General features: G+C 66.1%; 12 protein-coding genes and 1 pseudogene. 8 read left to right on the top strand and 5 right to left on the bottom strand.

Annotation, left to right across the window (positions count from 1 at the left end):
• Nucleotides 1-30: 30 nt before the first annotated feature.
• Both ACYVKF_RS18255 and ACYVKF_RS18250 read right to left on the bottom strand, forming a co-directional pair.
• Complete coding sequence (locus tag ACYVKF_RS18255) at nucleotides 31-1074, bottom strand: SDR family oxidoreductase (protein ID WP_460968329.1); 1044 nt, start codon at nucleotides 1072-1074, stop codon at nucleotides 31-33.
• A 55-nt stretch (nucleotides 1075-1129) separates the two neighbouring features.
• Complete coding sequence (locus ACYVKF_RS18250; RefSeq protein WP_460968327.1) at nucleotides 1130-2896, bottom strand: glycoside hydrolase family 15 protein; 1767 nt, start codon at nucleotides 2894-2896, stop codon at nucleotides 1130-1132.
• Between the two features lie 1017 nt (nucleotides 2897-3913).
• On the opposite strand from ACYVKF_RS18250, the gene ACYVKF_RS18245 reads away from it, so the two are divergent.
• Nucleotides 3914-4561, top strand: a complete 648-nt coding sequence (locus ACYVKF_RS18245) for a PAS and ANTAR domain-containing protein (RefSeq protein ID WP_460968325.1) — start codon at nucleotides 3914-3916, stop codon at nucleotides 4559-4561.
• 999 nt (nucleotides 4562-5560) lie between these two features.
• Nucleotides 5561-6073, top strand: a complete 513-nt coding sequence (locus ACYVKF_RS18240; protein WP_460968323.1) for a phospholipase D-like domain-containing protein — start codon at nucleotides 5561-5563, stop codon at nucleotides 6071-6073.
• 1015 nt (nucleotides 6074-7088) lie between these two features.
• On the opposite strand, the gene ACYVKF_RS18235 is transcribed toward ACYVKF_RS18240, so the two are convergent.
• Nucleotides 7089-8030 carry a GlxA family transcriptional regulator gene (locus ACYVKF_RS18235; RefSeq protein WP_003941078.1) on the bottom strand — a complete coding sequence of 314 codons (942 nt, stop codon included), beginning with the start codon at nucleotides 8028-8030 and terminating at the stop codon, nucleotides 7089-7091.
• Nucleotides 8031-8138: 108 nt separating this feature from the next.
• On the opposite strand from ACYVKF_RS18235, the gene ACYVKF_RS18230 reads away from it, so the two are divergent.
• Nucleotides 8139-8450, top strand: a complete 312-nt coding sequence (locus ACYVKF_RS18230; protein WP_003941073.1) for a putative quinol monooxygenase — start codon at nucleotides 8139-8141, stop codon at nucleotides 8448-8450.
• A 632-nt stretch (nucleotides 8451-9082) separates the two neighbouring features.
• Nucleotides 9083-10407: pseudogene (locus ACYVKF_RS18225) on the top strand (ISL3-like element ISPfr2 family transposase).
• Between the two features lie 163 nt (nucleotides 10408-10570).
• On the opposite strand, the gene ACYVKF_RS18220 reads toward ACYVKF_RS18225, so the two are convergent.
• Both ACYVKF_RS18220 and ACYVKF_RS18215 read right to left on the bottom strand, forming a co-directional pair.
• The gene (locus ACYVKF_RS18220; RefSeq protein ID WP_460968321.1) at nucleotides 10571-11257 is read right to left on the bottom strand and encodes a hypothetical protein; all 687 of its coding nucleotides are present in this window, start codon (nucleotides 11255-11257) and stop codon (nucleotides 10571-10573) included.
• Between the two features lie 1317 nt (nucleotides 11258-12574).
• A complete protein-coding gene (locus tag ACYVKF_RS18215) occupies nucleotides 12575-13081 on the bottom strand; it encodes a hypothetical protein (protein WP_460968319.1) in 507 nt (168 codons plus the stop codon).
• A 268-nt stretch (nucleotides 13082-13349) separates the two neighbouring features.
• On the opposite strand from ACYVKF_RS18215, the gene ACYVKF_RS18210 reads away from it, so the two are divergent.
• The 4 genes from ACYVKF_RS18210 to ACYVKF_RS18195 all read left to right on the top strand — a co-directional run bounded on the left by ACYVKF_RS18210 (nucleotide 13350) and on the right by ACYVKF_RS18195 (nucleotide 18358).
• The gene (locus ACYVKF_RS18210; RefSeq protein WP_460968317.1) at nucleotides 13350-14354 is read left to right on the top strand and encodes a serine hydrolase domain-containing protein; all 1005 of its coding nucleotides are present in this window, start codon (nucleotides 13350-13352) and stop codon (nucleotides 14352-14354) included.
• Between the two features lie 935 nt (nucleotides 14355-15289).
• Nucleotides 15290-15802, top strand: coding sequence for a nuclease-related domain-containing protein (locus ACYVKF_RS18205; RefSeq protein ID WP_460968315.1), 513 nt, complete (start codon nucleotides 15290-15292; stop codon nucleotides 15800-15802).
• A gap of 598 nt (nucleotides 15803-16400) precedes the next feature.
• Nucleotides 16401-18110, top strand: a complete 1710-nt coding sequence (locus ACYVKF_RS18200) for a cell wall-binding repeat-containing protein (protein WP_460968313.1) — start codon at nucleotides 16401-16403, stop codon at nucleotides 18108-18110.
• A 62-nt stretch (nucleotides 18111-18172) separates the two neighbouring features.
• Nucleotides 18173-18358, top strand: coding sequence for a nuclease-related domain-containing protein (locus ACYVKF_RS18195; RefSeq protein WP_460968311.1), 186 nt, complete (start codon nucleotides 18173-18175; stop codon nucleotides 18356-18358).
• Nucleotides 18359-19108: the final 750 nt, after the last annotated feature.

The raw sequence follows: 19108 nt of genomic DNA, 5'->3' as shown, positions 1-19108 counted from the left end.
GGGTCCGCGCGGTGCCCAACTCCGTGGTCCTCACCTTCGCCGGGCTCGGATGCTGACGACCAGGCCGATGGCCAGTGTGGCTCCCGCCCCGACGACCCCGTGGTGCTGGGAGGCCCAGACCTGCGGGCTGCGGGGGGTCGACCGCACGTCGAACCTGCCATGTGCTCCGAAGTCGTGGTCCTGGTCTGCCGGGTTCCACAGGTTGACCGGGGCGTCCGGCGGCTGTGGCTCCTGCGTCTGCTGCGACGACATCCCTGTACGGGCCAGGTAGCGGTCGAGGATCCCGGGGGCGACGGCGTTGGCGATGAGGGTGCCGACGGTGCTGCCCCCGACCCAGAACTCACGTCGGTGGGGATGATCCGCAGCGTGGACGACCGCCTGTGCAGCCACTTCGGGTTGGTAGATGGGTGGCACCGGTTGCGGTCTGCGGGGCAGGCGTGAGAGCACCCAGGAGAACTGCGGTGTGTTGACTGCGGGCATCTGCACCATGGTGACTTTGACCGGGCTCTTGTCGTGAAGGAGCTCGCACCTGAGCGACTCGTGGAAGCCCTGGATCGCGTGCTTGGACCCGCAGTACGCGGTCTGCAGCGGGATCCCGCGGTAGGCCAACGCCGAACCGACATGGACGATGGTGCCCCTGCCGCGGGCCTTCATCCCCGGGAGCACCGCCATCGTCGCGTAGACGTATCCGAGGTAGCTCACCTGGGTCACCCTGGTGAACTCCGCAGGCGTGATGTGTTCGAAGCGGCTGAAGACCGACGTGAACGCCACGTTGACCCAGACGTCGATGGCTCCCAGTTCGGCTTCGATCCGAGTGACTGCCTCCTGCACCTGTTCAGGGTCAGCCATGTCTGTGGGGACGACCAGTGCCACGCCGCCTGCGGCCCGCACCTGCTCGGCTGCCGCCTCCAAGCCCCGCTCACCGCGCGCCACGAGCGCGACCGCGGCCCCTTTCCTGGCGAACTCGACCGCGGTCGCCCGACCAATTCCTCCGGAGGCTCCTGTGACCGCGACGACGCGACTTCGCGCTGCAGGCTCCAGGGGCTGTCTACTTTCCTTGTGTTGCTCTGTCATGAGCTCCTTCTCCTTTCGTCGGCGGCTCGGCCAGCTGGGCCCTTCCCGCGGTTGATCAGGTCATGGGCCCGGTGCTTGGCCCGGCGAGCCTCGCGGCTGATTCGATGAGCAGTGCGTGGACGAAGGCCTGCGGGTAGTTGCCCCGCAGTTGGCGCTGCTCGACGTCGTACTCCTCGCTGAACAGTCCTGGTGCGCCGCACGCGGCGCGGTTGCGCTCGAACCAGCGCATGGCCTCGGTGTGCCGTCCTTGTTGATGGACCGCCAAGGCCATGTGGAATCCGGACAGCAGGAAGGCGCCCTCCGCTTCACCCAGAGGTCGTTCATCCTGGCGAAACCGGTACACGTAGCCCCGGGAACCCAGTTGTCTCGCCACGGCGTCGACGGTGGCCACCGTCCGTGGGTCTGAGGCGGGCACGGCGCCGCGAATCGCGGGTAGCACGAGGCTGGCGTCGACCCGCGCATCGTCCGGTGAGCGCTGCCAGTGTCCTGAGGGGTGCAGGCAGTCTCGCGCGGCGTCCGCGACGATGGAGTCAGCCAAAGAGCTCCATGCTGACCCTTGACGCGCTGGCGCGTGCCGCCCCAAGGCACGCAGCCCGGCCGCGCACATCAGTCGTGAGTGGGTCCAGCGGCGGCCTTCGAGCTCCCAGATCCCGGAGTCTGGTTGCTGCCACCGGTCGTGGATGGCCGCGACGGCGACCTCGGCGGCGCGCCAGTGCTCGACATCCAGCCGGTCACGCCCGGCACCCGCCGCCAGCAGGAGCAAGACCTCGCCAAGGTTGTCCAGCTGGAACTGATCGTTGATCCAGTTGCCGACGGTGCTCCTACCGCCGGGATACCCGGGTAGGTCGAGCTGGCGCTCCGCGGGGACCGGTTCACCGGTCACCGTGTATGCAGGCGCGAGCCGGTCACCGTCAGCCAGCACCCTTTCGCTGACGAACCGCACGGCGGAGTCGAGCAGGTTCAGGTCGCCGCTGGCGGCCATGGCTTGTCCGGCGTAGCACTGGTCGCGGATCCACGCGTAGCGGTAGTCGTAGTTGCGACCCTGGGCAGCCCGCTCGGGAAGGCCCAGGGTCGCGGCAGCCACCATGGCTCCGCTGCTGCTGGTCAGGCCACGCAACGTCGCCGCAGACTGCCGGGCGTCGTCCGCCGCGATGGTCAGGTCCATCGCGGGTACGGCGGACGCCCATGCGTGCTCGGTGCTGTCCCATGCCACATCCGGGGACGGCGGAGGTCCATCCCATGACTTTGTAGAGACCTCGAGGACCAGGTCGTGATGGTCGCCCTGGGCGACGACCAGGTCGAGCTCGAGACCGCCCCCGTCGACCGAGCGGGCGTCGCCCCCACCGGACCACCGGACGTAGAGGGAACCCAGACGGCCGGTCCAGACCCCGTCGTGCCCAACCAACCGGGACATGCCGAACCGACCGAACTCGGCACGTGGGCAGAGCGTCACCCGGACGGCCGCGGGCCCCGACGTCGCATGCACCCGACGCAGCAGGACGGCAGTCTCAGCAGCGCCAGGAAAGGCCAGCGCTTCACGACACTCGATGACTCCGCCGCTCGTCACCCACCGGCTTCTCCAGATCAAGGAGCCGTCCTCGTAGCGTCCTCCCCAGACATTCCGGTCGTCTGTCGGCGTGACGGCATACGCGCTCGGCACACCCAGCAGCGAGGCGAACACGGCGTCGTCGTGCCAGCGAGGGGCGCACATCCAGGCGATGTCTCCACGAGGACCGACGAGGGCGCCCCGTTCGCCGTCGGCCAAGAGCGCGTACTCGCGCAAGACGTGCGGCGGGAGGGCGCAGGGAGAGCGGCTCGTCATACCTGTTTCTACCACGCAATGATTGCGTGTGCGCAATCACTGAGCCGCGACGGGCGCGTTGACGCGCATGCGAGCCGACCACCGCTTAGAGCGAAGTAAGGCTGCCTAGTCGAATGGAACGGGCCCTGCCGGGTACCTGAACAGGCAGCGACGTCGTCCCCTCCAGCAGCGTGGGGAGGCGGCGGCGCCTACTGGTCCTGAGAGTGCGCTTCCGGAGACTCTCTGCCTTCGGCGAGACCGCCTGGCACTCCGAGACGACCGGGTCCACATACGAAGGCGGGGCCCGGGGGCCCGGCATCACAGACCGGAACGTCGTCCCCTTGGGAGGCAGATGGGCTGAGCTAATGGTCATCCTTCACTGCCTCCAACCACACATATCCCCACCGAGGCGATGGCGGACGTGCTCCCTCCCCCCGGCGACGAGCCCCCAGAATGCCGCGTGTCCTTAGGCAGAGGCGGCCGCCACGTCATCGTCCCAGCGAGAATCAAGCGGTCCCTCACAGGGAACCTCCCGGTTGCGCAACGCGCAGAGACTGTCTCGCGGGAAATCAAAGGCCAGCTTCATGGGTCGCATGGCGTCGATCCGCCCCTGACGCCACCCCGGGACTACCTCGATCGGGTAGTGAAAGAGCACCGGTTACAGGTCACCCGGCAGCATTGACGGGCGACCGCTGTGCCCCCGCAAGGTGGTCGCCCTGGGACCTGCCGACTACTCGGGATTCACACTGGGCACCGGCCCCTGATGGTCCTGTGTTTAAGGTACGCGCAGGTCAGGGCCCTGGAAAGACTTCGGGGACCCCGAGGGACGAATGAGACCAGCGCCGGGGGGGTGCTCCGACTGCCTTTTGGTCGCAGGTCAACCACGTGCTGGGACTGCTCCGGGGTTGCGAGGTGCAGAGGTCAACGGATCGCCAACAGGCGCTGTTGTTGGCGCGGAGGTTGTCATATCCTGATCGCGGTCAAGGAGTGGCCTTCTCGCTTGGGAGATCCTTTTGGATCGTCACGTAGGAGGTGACTGTGGATCCGCAGACCATGCAGAGCGATCGGCAGACGCTGGCCTTCGAGTACCAGGCCGACAGCGGACGATGGTCCTGGTCGCAGGGCCTTCGCGACCTGCACGGACTTCTTGACGGTGAACATCCCACGACACAAGTGCTGCTGAACAAGATGGTCGCCGAGGACCGGCCGCTGATGCTGGCGCGATTCCAGCACCACCTCGAGAACGAGGGGCCGTACTCCTGCGTCTACCGGATGACTGATCCGATCGGTGAAACGCGACGCCTCGTGTTCGTCGGTCAGAGCGAGGCAGTCGCCGGCATCGTGAAGCGGCTCACCGGGTTTGTCGTGGACATCACTGAACCTGTGCGCGAGGGCGCAAGGCAGGCGGTGGAGGCTTCTTCCAAGCACCGCGCCGCGATCGAGCAGGCCAAGGGTGCCCTGATGATCACATTTGGTGTCGACGACGAGATCGCCTTCGAGCTCTTGAAGGCTTACTCGAGCATCAACAACATCAAGCTCGCATCGGTGGCTGAGCAGATCGTTGTGGGACTGGCGGACCCGTCCTTCAGCCGAGACGAGCCCGTCCGGTGCCTGCTCGACATCGTGACTGCGGTCAGCGGCGTGACGGGGCGACGGGACGATGGAGCCCTCCTAAACAGTCAGTGAGGGCATGGCCCGGACCACCACCATCCTTATACGGCTCTTCGCGCTCGGGGTTGAACGTAGACGGCGCTCTCCTCGGAGGCTCGACCGCTCTGAGACACGGCGTTTGACCGTTCCGAACGCACAGGTACAACAAGCTTGAAGCGTGGGATCGGCCGGGGGGGGAGGGGGCTGGACCCCAACTCGCCCGAAGCCGGGTTCACTCGTCCGTCGAGGCCGCCTCCACCTGGCTGATTTGAGCTTGCTGCGAGCATCATGGACGTACCGTTGTTGCAACGCTAATGGCAGCTGGGGATCGGGAGTTCGGATGCAGTACGTCTTGTACATCCTCTTTGGGATCGGTGCGGCGGCTTTCGTCGCGCTGGTGGCCTACGGAGTGGTCAACCGCATCCGCGGTCGTCGAAACGAGGCGTGGCAGGACGACGAAGTCCACGTCCATCCGGGCGCCGGCTGGGGGAACGGCGGGTCTTGGACATAGCCACTCATGGCGGTTGCTTGCGGGTCGGCGCGAGTGATTCGGGAACGGACTGGGCGACGCGCCCTTAGGAGGTGGCCCCGGGCCGCACCTCGATGCGTCAATCGTCCGTTTTACCGGGTGCGGTCACGCTTGGTGCGGGATCCCACTGATGACCGCACGAAAGACACCGAGCTACATGATGAGTTCTGGCGGGACGTGTGTCGTCTTGGGCCCGAGGTACGGTGACGATCGTCCACTTGGGCGATGCGCATCTGGGGCAGGCCTCTGAGTCTCGGACCATGACTCGATGGTCACACGACAGATGTCGCAAGCCAAGGGGTGCGCGGACCTTGGGCCCTGGCTGAGTCCCATCGTGGCATTTTGACCCTTATGTCCGCGGTGTCGGGTGCGTCCATCAACCAGTCGGACAGCCCAACTCGGGCCATCACGGTGTTGTGTTCAGAGGGTGCAGTCTTGATGGGTGGCAGCCAGTTCTTGTCGTCGCGGCCTGGCCTTCCCCGGCGCAGGGCGGGCCGACCGGCGTCATGCCGGTGCAACTGCTGCGGACCTATCCGAAGCGTCTCCCGGGGTACCGCTTCGCACCGAAGGGCGAGCGGAGCGTCGCGCGCGGCTACACGAAGGCAATCCGACGCGCCCGTCGGCTGATCTATCTCGAGGACCAGTACCTGTGGTCCCGGCACGTCGCGGAGACCTTCGCGCAGGCGCTGCGCGACAACGACGAGCTGAGGCTGATAGCTGTCTTGCCGCACCACCCGGACCAGGACGGGTACCTAAGCCAGCCGCCGAACTTGATTGGTCGAGAACGTACGGTCGACATCCTGCGGCAGGCGGGTGGTGACCGGGTCGCCTTCTACGGTCTGGAGAACCACGCCGGAGTACCCGTCTACGTGCACGCCAAGGTGTGCATCATCGACGACACCTGGGCCACCGTAGGGTCGGACAATTTCAACCGCCGGTCATGGACCCACGACTTCGAGGCATCGGCGGCGGTGTTCTACGAGGGCTACGCACAGCGCTTGCAGACCGCACCGCTTTGAGTGCGATCGGCTGGCTGAGGCCTCTGGAAATGTCGAGGAGCCGCCCGGTCCCGAGCAGCACGGGCGACGGGAGGAATCGCCACGCTCGCCAGAACCAGTGGGTGGGCAGGGCTTTCTAGCGGTGCGGAGTTGAGGCGAGGTTAACGACAACTCAGTGCCGCACCCTCATACGATGGCGACGACGTGGAGTCGACGAACCTGACGTGCGGCCGTAACGAGCGAGTCGATCGAATTCAACGCCTCTTGGATTGAGGCGGTGTGTGACACGGTCGGGCTCACCCAGTGCAAGGGGGCCGGCGGCGCCGACACCTCGAAGTGCAGTAGGACCACGGCTTCGACGAGGTCGCCTAGCTCGTCCCTTCCATACGGTGGTGTTTCACGGGGACGCCGGTCCCTGCGTGCCGAGGGGGAGCGGGAGTCACTGCTCATGGGAGGCTCCTAGATCGAACTGTTGTACGCCCAGCGTCCTCGCCCCGAGTGTTAGCGGCAATGAGACGAAGGTCTTACGACCCTCTAGGCCTCATATTTGGGTCTCCGTCCGAGACCGGCGGCGGCCACCCGCCAACGCCGGCCAGCCACATTCGCGACGGTCGTTGGATTCCGGAAAGGTTGGAGCCTAGGGGCTCTTCCCAGATGAGGGTGTAGGTCGGCCGGGCGCGTCGGTCCGCAGATAGACGTCGAGGTCTCCCGACGACGGAGGTTCCTACGCCATCCATCCGAAAGACCTCGACGTGACCGACGCTACCCCGCCGGCCGGCTTCGGCCGCCCTGACCTGACCGCCTTCGCGTCTCATCCCAATCGACCCTGATCGAGTCTGCTGACCCCCTCGACGAGAACACAGCGACATCACAGCCACCCAACCCCGACCGTCCGGGAAGCCGGGACACGTCACATGGCCTGTGCTGCGGGCGTGTCGAGTGGGTCGTCCAGGGGCGACGCAGGAGCGTCGACGCGACGTGCTGAGAGGTGGTTCCAGTCGAGCACTAGGACACCGGCTACAGGCATGGCGTTAGGTCAGGAACGGCGTCGCTCCCTACGCAGGAGGGAGCGCAGAGTCTCGGCGTTCGCGTAGCCGACCCGTAGCGCGATCTCGGCGGAGGTAAGGTCCGTGGTTGCTGAGAGGTGCCGAGCTCGTTCGATGCGAAGCCGTTGGACGAAGCCGAGCGGAGTGAGGTTGAGCGCCGCACGGACTCGTCGTTCGAGGGTGCGCCGGCTGGTGCCGAGCGACTGCGCGACGAAGGCGACGTTGAACGGTTCGTCCAGGCGGGCGCGCACGAAGCGTTCGAACTCGACGACGATCGGGTCCTCGTGCCGGAGATGTTCGTAGGCGACGAAGGCCGCCTGCGACGGACGCTCGTCGATGATGAGGAGCTTGGCGACATGTTGGGCCAGGTCGGGGCTGATCGATCGCACGAGTGAGAGCGCGAGGTCGATGTGGGCGAACGCGGCGCCGGCGGTGACGAGGTTCCCGTCGACCACGACCATGGTGTCGAGATCGAGGGCGACGGTCGGATAGCGCTTCAGGAACTCCGGCCCCAGGAACCAGCTGGTCGTCGCCCGCCGATGATGCATCCGTCCGGTCTCGGCGACAGCGAACACGCCGGTGCACGCCGCGGCGATCCGGGTGGTCGCGTCGTCGAGGCGCCCGAGCGAGGCGATGACCGAACGAGCATCTCGGCTCTGGAGGGCGTCGTTGGTAGCGGCGGCCGTGAGGGTTCCAAGCGCAGGGACGACGACCACGTCGAACTCTGCGGACTCCGACAGCGGGTGGTCCACCGACAGGGTCATCGATGCCGTCGTGGTCACTCTCCGTTTCGGTCCGAGGATGGCGAGTTCGATCGGGTCGATCCGCGGGTCGACATCGCCGCGGGCTCCGTCGGCCACCCGCACGATGTCGATGACCGACGCGACAGCCGAACCGAAGCAGCCGTCGATCGCGATCAGTCCGATACGCATGGCGCGAACAATAGCAATACTGCCGTATACGCCACTTCTCACATGCCCTTGCTCGTCATACGCTGAACTCGCTTCACCAAGAAACCTCGACACCTAGGAGAACCCCTCATGTCCACACCCGCATCACTTCCGTATGCCTTCGTCGCCAAGATCGTCGCGGCCGATGGACAGCACGACGCGCTCGCCGATCTGCTCGCCGGCGCTGTCGCGCTCGCCAACGAAGAAGTAGGAACGATTGTCTGGTTCGCGGTCAGGACCCACGCCGACACCTTCTGGATCTTCGATGCATTCCCCGACGAGGCCGCTCGCGACGCCCACGCCAACGGCGCCATCGTCGCAGCCCTGATGGCCAACCAGCACCTCCTCGGCGCAGCACCCGAGATCCTGGCGGCCGACGTCCTCGCGTCCAAGCTCCCGTAGTCCGCCAACGCACGAGACGATCGCGCCCCGCCGAGCCGTCGCCAGGTCGCGACGCAACGCCACGCTGCGTTGCCGAGCGGTGCGAGGCCTATCGGCACACGGACAGGATGCCGGCCGCGAGCGCTCAGCCGGCTAGGGGTCCGTCGCAGAGGAGAGCGACGTCGGTGTCGGGCAGAGCCGTGAGGCCAGCGCATCGCGCGACCACCAGAACCGAACCGCCCCTGCCCTGCGTTTCCGCAGGTCAGGGGCTGTTCGCCGGAGCCGCCTGTCGGAATCGAACCGACGACCTAATCACGTCGGCTTTGCGTCTATCGCTTGATGCGCCCACTGGGCGAACGAGCCGCTGACCTGCGCAAACGCCGAGCGTGGGGGACGCCGCCATCCGGTGGTGACCGACGACGACCGACCAGTACCGACCGTTTCACCGGAGCTTGCGGCGGCGTCGAAGCCGAGCAAGCTCCATTCCTTTAGCTCACCGCACCCTCCTCCTCGCCGGTCCCGTCGTCGTCGAAGACGTTTCAGGGGTCTTCTCAGATGACGGTGTAGGTCGGCCGGGCGCGTCGGTCCGCCGATAGACGTCGAGGTCTCCCGACGACGGAGGTTCCTACGCCATCCATCCGAAAGACCTCGACGTGTCCGACGCTACCCCGCCGGCCGGCTTCGGCCGCCCTGACCTGACCGCCTTCGCTCGACTCGACGGCCTCGGTCTGAGCGTGACCGGACAACGACTTGAACCGGATCGTGCGGTCCTCGCGTGCCGCGTGGTGGAACCAGATCAGTGGTGCCGACGGTGCGGCAGCGAAGGCGCTGCTCGTGACACCGTGATCCGGCGGTTGGCCCACGAGCCGCTGGGCTGGCGACCGACCGTGCTGGAAGTTGTAGTGCCCGCTACCGCTGTGCCGACTGCGGACACGTGTGGCGCCAAGACACCAGCGCCGCGGCGGAGCCACGCGCGAAGCTCTCGCGCACCGGGCTGCGGTGGGCGCTGGAAGGGATCGTGGTCGCACACCTCACCGTCGCCCGTGTCGCCGAGGGACTCGGGGTCGCGTGGGACACCGCCAACAACGCGGTCCTGGCTGAAGGCAAGCGGCTGCTGATCAACGACCCCACGCGGTTTGAGGGCGTGAAGGTCATTGGCGTCGATGAGCACGTCTGGCGCCACACCAGGCGTGGCGACAAGTACGTCACCGTGATCATCGACCTCACCCCGGTCCGCGATGGCGCCGGCCCAGCAAGGCTGCTGGACATGGTCGAGGGCCGGTCGAAGGCGGCGTTCAAGACCTGGCTCGCCGACCGCGACGACGCCTTCCGTGACGCGGTCGAGGTGGTCGCGATGGACGGCTTCACCGGGTTCAAGACCGCCGCTGCAGAGGAGATCCCGGACGCGGTCACGGTGATGGATCCCTTCCACGTCGTGCGCCTGGCCGGTGACGCCCTCGACAGGTGCCGGCGCCGGGTCCAACTCGCGATCCACGGGCACCGTGGGTTCAGGGACGACCCGCTCTACAAGTCGCGGCGCACGCTGCACACCGGCGCGGACCTGCTCACCGACAAGCAGAGCGACAGGCTACGCGCGCTGTTCGTTGATGACGCTCACGTCGAGGTCGAGGCGACCTGGGGTGTCTACCAGCGCATGATCGCCGCCTATCGCCACGAGGACCGGCAACGTGGCCGCGAGCTCATGGAGAAGCTGATCACCGACCTCAGCGCCGGCGTCCCCAAGGTGCTCACCGAGCTCACCACCCTGGGCCGGACCCTGAAGAAGCGAGCCGCTGACGTGCTCGCCTACTTCGAACGACCCGGCACCAGCAACGGGCCGACCGAGGCGCTCAACGGACGGCTCGAACACCTGCGCGGCTCCGCACTCGGGTTCCGCAACCTGACCAACTACATCGCCCGAAGCCTGCTCGAGACCGGCGGCTTCAGACCCCAACCCCTACACCCCCGATTGGGATGAGCCGCCAAAGGACCGCCAAGGCCGTAAAGGATCCTCTAAAAGGCACTTTGAGCGGCTGGCTCGCACGGTCGTGGAGCCACGTCATCCCCGCCCTGTAGGCATGCTTGAAACACGGCCAAGTTTTCAGTGTCACGAGATCGCGGCATGCCCGTAGTGGCGCCTGCTAGTTGGCCGGACGCTGCGGGAGCCCTAGTGCCTCTCTGATGGTCGCCGCTGCCTTATTGCCCTCGAGGTGGGCGCTATCTGCCATCGGATATAGCGCATTGCGTTCGTCTATACCCGCTGCTTTCGCCATCAGGTTCAATGCGTCCGACTCCAGAACAAGTGATTTGGCCATTGCTTCGACGATCGGTGCGACCTGGCGGGGCCACCCCTTGTATGCGCGGAGAGCCTTGGCTGCAGAGCCAGCGGCGGACGACTCCGCAGCGTCCGTTGCCCGAACGGCGCGCTCATTGGCCGAGGAGTTGTTCGCGTTGTAGGCATTGACTGCGTCGTTACTGGCGTTAATCGTCCCGTTGAGCTCCGAGATAATGGCGAGGTACTTCGCGCCTGCGGCCTTATAGTCCTCGACGATCACCTTGACCGCAGACGAATCCGCGCTGGTGGCCAGGCTCGTTGCCTCGACGCCGGCACGGAAATGCCACGTTCCTGCCGGAGTGCCCTTCACGCTGGTTTTGAAGGCACCATCTGCCCCGCTCTTCACACCTCGCTGAGCAATGGTCCAGGTTGTTCCGTCCTTCGACTTCTCCAAGTTCACCAGGCCCCCGCTGGGTTTGAGCACGCCAGTAAAGGAGATTGTCTGATCGTTCCGGGTGACTGGTGTGGTTGTGGTGAACTTCAGGGAGCTCACGGAGCGCACTGTCAACTGCAAGGGAGTAGACGTCGCCTCTTGGTCGCGTGCGAGTTCCACGGCCGTGGCCCGTACCCACAACTTCCCTGCCTCAGTGGGAGTGTGCGCGAAGGCGAAGTGCCCCGTGGAGTCCGTCACGGCGTCAGGTCCAGGGAGCCACGGCCCGTTCGAGCTTGCGGAGAAAGTCACGCGGACTGCCCGCGCTGAGCGCGCAGGAGTAACGGTGCCCGAGAGGGTCGTCGGCATGCCGGCTACGACCGCTGCGACTGGCTCTAGTTGGACGCGCGAATCCTTGGGGCTGAACGCGGCGAACCAAGCTGCGACGGCCAAGACGGCGGCCGCGGCCACTCCCGCGATGATCAGCGGCAACAGCCGTCGGGGTCGGTCTTCGGTCGTGGCGGTCGAACTCATGCGGCACTCCGGGGATCTGAGGCGCACCGCGGTGGCACGACGGACGCATGACGATACGCAGCGAGCAACTCGACCAGGCACTAATTGGTGCGAATCCGACTGAACGGCCTTATCCAGCACGGCTCCAGCGCGACTCTAGGGACGAACTCTGTCGACTCCCCTTCGGCTGCGTAGGCGGCGGAATGACTCAGTATCTCGAGGCTATGGCCAGAGGTTGGGTATTGTTGGCAGCAAGCGGAGCCGTCAGGTTTCTTCGTGGCCGATCGCCATCAGGCGTGAACCGCGTACCGGGCAGGATGTGAGCCAGTCGAGTACGACAAGTCGAGGACGTCGACGTGTCGGAATGCTTGAAGGTCTCCTACTGCAGTCGCGGCGAGGCTCTGTTCGCGATGCGTGTCATCGCCCGTGCTTATCGGCGGCGCGGAGGCACCGGCCCAAGGGGCGCGTACTTCTGCGGCTCGTGTCGATATTGGCACCTGACCTCCAGAGCTGGGGTGCGGACGCCTCCGTGGGAGAAGAGCAGACGAGAAGCCACCGGTCGCACGCGCAATCGGTGAGTCCCTTCAGCGACCATCCACGTCACAGAGCCCTCAGACACCTGCCCACGTAGGCGGTGAGGAAGTGGACGCCGTGGCGGTCGAGGTTGCCTCGTGCGCGGTCGTAATGCTCTGTGGTTCTCGGGTCGGCGGGCCGAGCAAGGATCTGAGCGTCGCGTAGTGGGGCGCCGGCGTGGAGGGCGTTGGTGTTGGCGGCGTGCCGCAGCGAGTGCGGGCTGATGTGCCGCAGGCCGCAAGCGGCCTCCAAGCTCGTCGACGGGGTGCTGAAGCAAGTCGACGTAATCCGCGCAGCGCTCGCCTACGGCCTTCCTCCGCGGCTGGTGTCGGGAAACGTTCTCAGACGCAACACCTAGGGGAGGATCCCGAAGGCGGCGCCACCGTCGGCACCCAGACGCTTGGTCTTCGCGTCGCCCGCGTCGGGGTCGAAGCCGTGTCCCTCGTGTGCCGCGTCGGCCGACGCGGGCTCCGCCCCGTCCCAGTGGGCGTACCCGCCCAACAGCCCGAACGACGCCTCTGCCGCCAACACGGAGGTGGCCAGGCGTTGCAGGACGTCCGCGGGGAGAGCCGCCAGTAGCCGACCAGGGGACGTGCGTTCGCCGCCCGTCACCAGGTGAGCGATCTTGGCGTGGTCGCCGGCGCCCAGCCGGCCACCCACGAGAAGGCTGTCCTGGAGGCTACGCAGGAGGGTTTGCTGCTGGGCAGTGGACAGGAGCGGTATGGCCTCGGTGTGCGCGGCCTCGAGGGCGTCCGCCGGAGCGGTCCGGAGCAGGTAGCGGTACTGGCGGACCACGGGATCCTCTTTACCGCCGCCGGACTCACCACGCTGGTCGTGCTTACCGAACTTGAATCGGCTCATGCTTTAAGGCTAGGAGCGTGGAGGGTGGACACGCCAGAAGCGGTCCGATTCGTGCCTGTCCTGGTGGACGACGGAGGTCTAGTTTCGAGTCATGATGGGAGAACCGCTCCGGAACCGTGCACGCGCGACCAAGGCGGTGGCGCTGGTGGTGGCGCTGGCCCTTGCGTCGGGGGGTGCGTGTGCCGGCGAGCGGGGCGGCGCGCCGAGCCCCGGCGCCTCCGCGTCGAGTCGGGCAGCAGGCGGGCGGCCGTTCCCACAGATCAGTGGTGTGGCTCTGGAGGACGCCAAGGCCACAGCGCTGCAGAAGGAGATCGAGCGCTGGGTGAGCACCGGGCTGATCCCCGGGGTCACCGCCGGCGTCGTCAGTCATGGCCGCGTCTGGTCTGGTGCTGCGGGAGTCGACAGAACCGGGACCGCGTTGACCCCACAGACCGGTCTCGCCATCGCCAGCGTGACCAAGACGTTCGTGGCGGCTGAGGTGCTCGACCTGGTCGAGGAAGGAAAGGTGCAGCTGGACGGTCCCGCGTCCGCGTACGTGCAGAGCCCGCTGCTGGCCAAGGGGGCCACCGTCCGTGACCTGCTGGGCATGCGCAGCGGTATACCGCAGGACCTCGTGGACGAGATCGGTGACCCGACCGAACCGTGGACTGCGCAGCGGGCGTTGGCGGGCGTCCCCGTACGGCTCTCCGAGCCCGGGGTCGAATACGACTACGTCAATGCGAACTACTGGCTCCTGGGGCTGCTCATCGAGAAGGTCCGGGGCGTGAGTCTTAGCGCTGCACTGGCGCAGGGTCCGTTCCAGCGCGCGGGCCTGGAGCGGATCTCGCTCCAGACCGAGCGACCGTTGTCGCCGCCGCTCGCTCTCCCGGCCGAGGACCGGGGCATCCCCATCCCGGTCAAGCCCGATGGCTACGTGCCGTTCCGCTCCATGGCCACGTACGGAGGCGCTGCCGGCGGCATCGCCTCCGAAGCCCCAACCACGGCACGGTGGGGCTACGAGCTCTACGGCGGCCATGTTCTCTCTGAGGCGATGCTCAAGGAAATGCTGGACGTCAGGGATGGCGACAGCTACGGACTTGGACTGATGGACTTCGGACCCCTGTTCGGCAGCAGCCCGGGCGTCGGGCACGAAGGCGAGCAGGTCGGCTATCGGTCCATCCTCGTCGCCTTCGAGAAGGACCAGCTCAGTGTGGCCCTGCTGACGCCCTCGACCACCCGCACGCTCCCCCTCGTCCCCTACCTGGTCAAGGCCGGAGGCCTGCTCAGCAACTAAAGGGGGCATATGGCGTGATCAGGGAACGCGCACCACCGCCTTGGTTGCGATCAAAGCGACGCGACCTTGCCCGGTCCAAGTGCGGTCCGTCCATTTCGGGCCCTGGGATTTCCTCACGACGCCCGAACACATTGCCCTGTGGACCTGCGTCCTACTCCTGCCAGTCTGGGTGACCATCAATCGACTCGGCCAATCTTTCGATCCCAGAGCGCCGCGCTGTGACACTTCCCCATAGTGGGCGGGAAGACACGGGTTCACTGGCCCTCCATGTCCGGGCTGCGCGATGCCGATTCGCCAAAGTGCCCCTGGCAGCCGATAGTCGATGCGGGTGGTCTGCCGTGGCTTGAGGGCACCGGCCCCGGTATCGGGGTGAGTGACTAAGTGAGTGACAACCGATGCGGATTTGGGCGGACGTCGCGGGACCTCGGGGGAGTGGTTCGTGCTCAGACGGACCTCGACGCACTCCAGCGGACGGTGCGAAAGTCGTTGACACGGAAGAGGTCACTGGTTCAAACCCAGTATCGCCCACCAGTACGAAACAGCCACTGACCTGCGAAAACGCAGATCAGGGGCCGTTTCGTTGTCCGGTTCCGAGGGCCGATTCTGACCTCTTCCGTGCTGGTGAGTGACTAACTGAGTGACCAAGTCCCTCTCGCTCACTCGCGGTGGTCATCCGTCGGGTCCGCCGTCGTCCGTGGCCGTGCGTTGGCGGCCGGCGCCGGCCGGGCGGATCGCTGGCGACTCATTGCTGACTTCTTCCGTGGGCTGAGCGCATTCCAGCCGTGGTCGATGACTGTCTGCCTCAGACTGTGGGGGTGTTGAGGCGCGGGAGGAGGACGTTCGAGCAGCGGCGCCGCTGGAAGCTGGCGCGGACCGAGCTGTGGAGCGGGCGTCGCAATATCGCCGCGGCAGCAGCCTGAATGTTGGGTGCGGCCGTGGTGGTGCTCGTGCTGCCGCTCGGGTCAACGATGGTCCGAGGCTTCTTCGCTGGGACGCTGATGACGAGCTGGGCGTGGATGGTCTTCGTGACGTCTTTGATCAGGACGTATCCGGTGACGATGGGGGAGTGGGGTGAGTCGTTCACGCGGGAGGTCCTCGCGAGCCGGGAATTGGGTTGGCCGTTCCTGGACGACGTGCCGATGGAGAAGCGCAACATCGATCACGTCGCGGTCAGTCCCCGGGCGGTGCTGGCGATCGAGACCAAGTTCGTGGGTGCTGGCCGGCAGTGGGCGACGGATCACTATCGCGAGGCTGCGATGAATGGTGCCCGCGCGAGTGCCAGGTCCGTGCGAGCGATCCTTCGCTCCCAAGGAGTCAGGGACGTACCTGTCGAGGCGGTGCTGATGATCTGGGGGCCCGGCGCGCGACAGCTGGAGAACGACTGGGCGGTCGTGGACGAGGTCCACGTGGTCAGAGGTGTCGCCGCCGCAGATGCTTGGCTCCGTTAGTGCAACGTCGGTGACATCAGCGATGCCCGGGCCAAGGAGCTCCACGAGATCCTCCGGAGCCATCAGGCCATGCGTGATGCACACGCCGGAGCCAAGACTCGTCAGGCTCACGAGAGCGCCGGCTCCTCACGTCCGGGTCGGCCTCGCTCTAGCGAGAGTTGATGCAAAGGCGGCGGTGTGACGCAGGTGCGATGGCAGCCGGCTCGCCGCGGCTTCGACCGGGTGGAGTGTCGCCAGTGCCATCCAGCTGCAAGTTATGTGGCAGAGCCCTCAAGAGCGGCGGCATCGCCTGAAGCTGGGCCGTGAAGAGTTCCTGCAGCGCGTGCTAACAACGCTGACCGTGGGGGCGATCAACTTCCGTGTAATACCGCACGCGGACCATGCGAACATGACGTTCGTTTTATCCACCAGTTGGACGCCTTGGCGCACGGCGATGCCAGGCGAATGGCGACCACAAGCAATTCGGCGGCATGCCGGCAAGGGCGTGGTGAGACCACTGCCCATGATCATTTCGAAGCGAATCAGTCACACAGTCATGGGGGAGCCGATAGCCTGCCGTCGCCGCCCCAGAGTGGGCAACCCAAGAGGAGCGCAGAGCATGAATCACGTCGTCCTTCAGCGGATCAAGTCCGGGGTCGGAGCTCTGGTCTGCGTGACCATGGCCATTGGAGGACTAGTCCTCTCGGGTGGGTCAGCCGCGGCGCTCACCTCCCCACTGGAGCTGAAGATCGAGCAGCTGACGCCGTCGGGGTTCGCCGCGGGGGACACGATCCAGTTGCGCTTCACCGCGACCAACAAGACAGGCAAGACTCTCAGCTTCACACCCGACAATGGCCTGTCGGTCACCTTCGATCACCACTGGACGCAGGACCCTCAGGGAAGTTGGTCCGGACCGTGTCATCCGGACGGGTGGGGAGATCCCAACTCGAACTACAGTGAAGACGACGTCAGTGCGTCGCTTCCAGCCACGATGGCAAATGGCGACGTAGTGACGTGCACGCTCACCTACAGCGCGACGGCCGCTGACGTCAGCAACCACGGCGTCTACGGCACGTTCCGTTACACGCCCAACTTGAACGATTGGCAGTTGACGCAGGCATATCCCTTCTGGTGGTTCACCTACCCCGCCGCGGGATACGCAGACACCCCCGCGATCACGGGCAAACCGTCCGTGGGTCAGACGCTGGGCGTCGCCTTCGGGTACTGGGGCGCCTGGGACCAGAAGTACAAGTTCCAGTGGATGCGCAACGGCGTAGCCATCGCAGGTGCGACATCGAGCACGTATCGATTGGTGGCCCAGGACGCCGGGAAGACCATTTCGGCAGCACTCAAGGGTTTTGACTCGTTTGGAGGATCAATCCCGAAGACGGCTGGGCCAACCAGTCCTGTCGTCAACCCGGTCGAGCGATGGGCTGGAGCGGACCGGTTCAGCACCGCGGCCGCTGTCTCGTCGCATGCGTTCGCGCCGCATGTCCCCGTCGCATTCGTCGCTTCCGGCGTGACGTTTCCCGACGCTCTTGCCGGTGCTCCTGTCGCAGTCATCAAGGAGGGGCCGGTGCTTCTCACGTCACGCGATCAGCTCCCCTCGGCGGTACGTCGCGAACTTGCTCGGCTTCAGCCTGCCAAGATCGTCATCCTCGGCGGTGCGGGTTCGGTGTCCGCGGCCGTTCAGACCGCACTGGCGGCGTACAGCCCCACCGTCACACGGTGGCAGGGGGCCAACCGATACCAGACGTCAGCCCAGATCGCCAAGCAGGCATTCCCGACCGCCAGCTGCGTCTATCTCTCGTCCGGCCTCAGCTTCCCAGATGCCCTATCGGCCGCACCGGTTGCAGGCATGCGCGGATGCCCGATGCTGCTCGCAGACTCGGCGCTCGACCCTTCGGTTCGCGCCGAGATCGTCAGGCTGAAGCCGAAGCAGATCTACCTTGTCGGGGGCACTGCGGTTTTGCCCGACACCGTGCGCAACGCGGCGCTGGCCGCAGCCCCAGGAGCCACGGCGCTGCGGATCAGCGGAAGTGACCGATACTCGACCTCGAGTGCTGTCTCGAAGCAAGCCTTTCCAGCGAGCGCCCTGCCACTCCCGGGACTCTTTGTGGCCTCGGGTACGTCGTTCCCGGACGCGTTGGGGGCGGCAGCGGTTGCCGGCATCCGGCACGTCCCCCTCCTGCTGACGACGCCGTCAGCGCTACCCGGAACTGTGACCCAAGAGATCGAACGACTCCAAGCGGCACACGCAGTCGTGGTCGCGGGTACAGCGGCTGTAAGTAACACCGTCGTTACGGGCATTGCCGCACACCTGCCTTAACCTCGATGCACCGATGAGTTGGTCGAGGACGGCCTGATCGCCGTTGGCGATCTGCACATCGGGTGGTCCTCGCTAGCCGCGAGTTCGGCTGGCTGTTCCTGGACGACGTCCCGATGGAGAAGCGCAACATCGATCACGTCGCGGTAAGTCCGCGGGAGGTGCTGGCGATCGAGACCAAGTTTGTGGGTGCGGGCCGGCAGTGGGCGACGGATCGCTATCGCGAGGCGGCGATGGATGATGCTCGTTAGTGCCAGATCCGTGCGATCGATCCTTCGCTCCCAAGGCGTCCGGGACGTACCTGTCGAGGCGGTGCTGATGATCTGGGGACTAGGCGCGCGACAGCTACAGAACGACTGGGCGGTCGTGGACGACGTACAGGTGGCCGAAGGCGTCGCCGCCGCGGACGAATGGCTCCGTCACTGCAACGACGGTGGCATCAACGCTGCCCGGGCAAAGGAGCCCAACGAGATCCTCCGGAGCCATCAAGCCAAGCGTGATGCACACGCCGGAGCCAAGACTCGTCATGCTCGCGGCAGCGCTTGGTCCCCGCGTCCGGGTCGGCCTCGCCCTTGGGAGAGTTGACGCAAAGGCGGCGCTGTGACGCTCGTTCGTTGGTGTGCCCGACGCGCCGCTCGCTTCGGAGGGATGAGTGACTAAGTGAGTGACAATCGGTGCGTATTTGGACGGACGTCGAGGGACTGTAGGGGAGTGGCTCGTGCTCAGACGGACCTTGGCGGACGGCTGCGGACGGTGCGAAAGTCGTTGACACGGAAGAGGTCACTGGTTCAAACCCAGTATCGCCCACCAGTACGAAACAGCCCCTGACCTGCGGAAACGCCGGTCAGGGGCTGTTTCGTTGGCTTGCGTCAGGGACCACTGCTTGACCAGCTGCTTGACTAAGACGTCGCGTTTCGGCCCTGGTGCCGGTCCCTGCACGTTCGCTGACGTGCGTGGACGTCCGAAGGGGGGCCACGCACTTCCCGCGCAGGGAAGAGGTC

Source organism: Pedococcus soli, assembly GCF_054782575.1.
The sequence above is the reverse complement of the archived record's forward strand: the minus strand, read 5'-3'. Positions and strand labels throughout refer to the sequence as shown.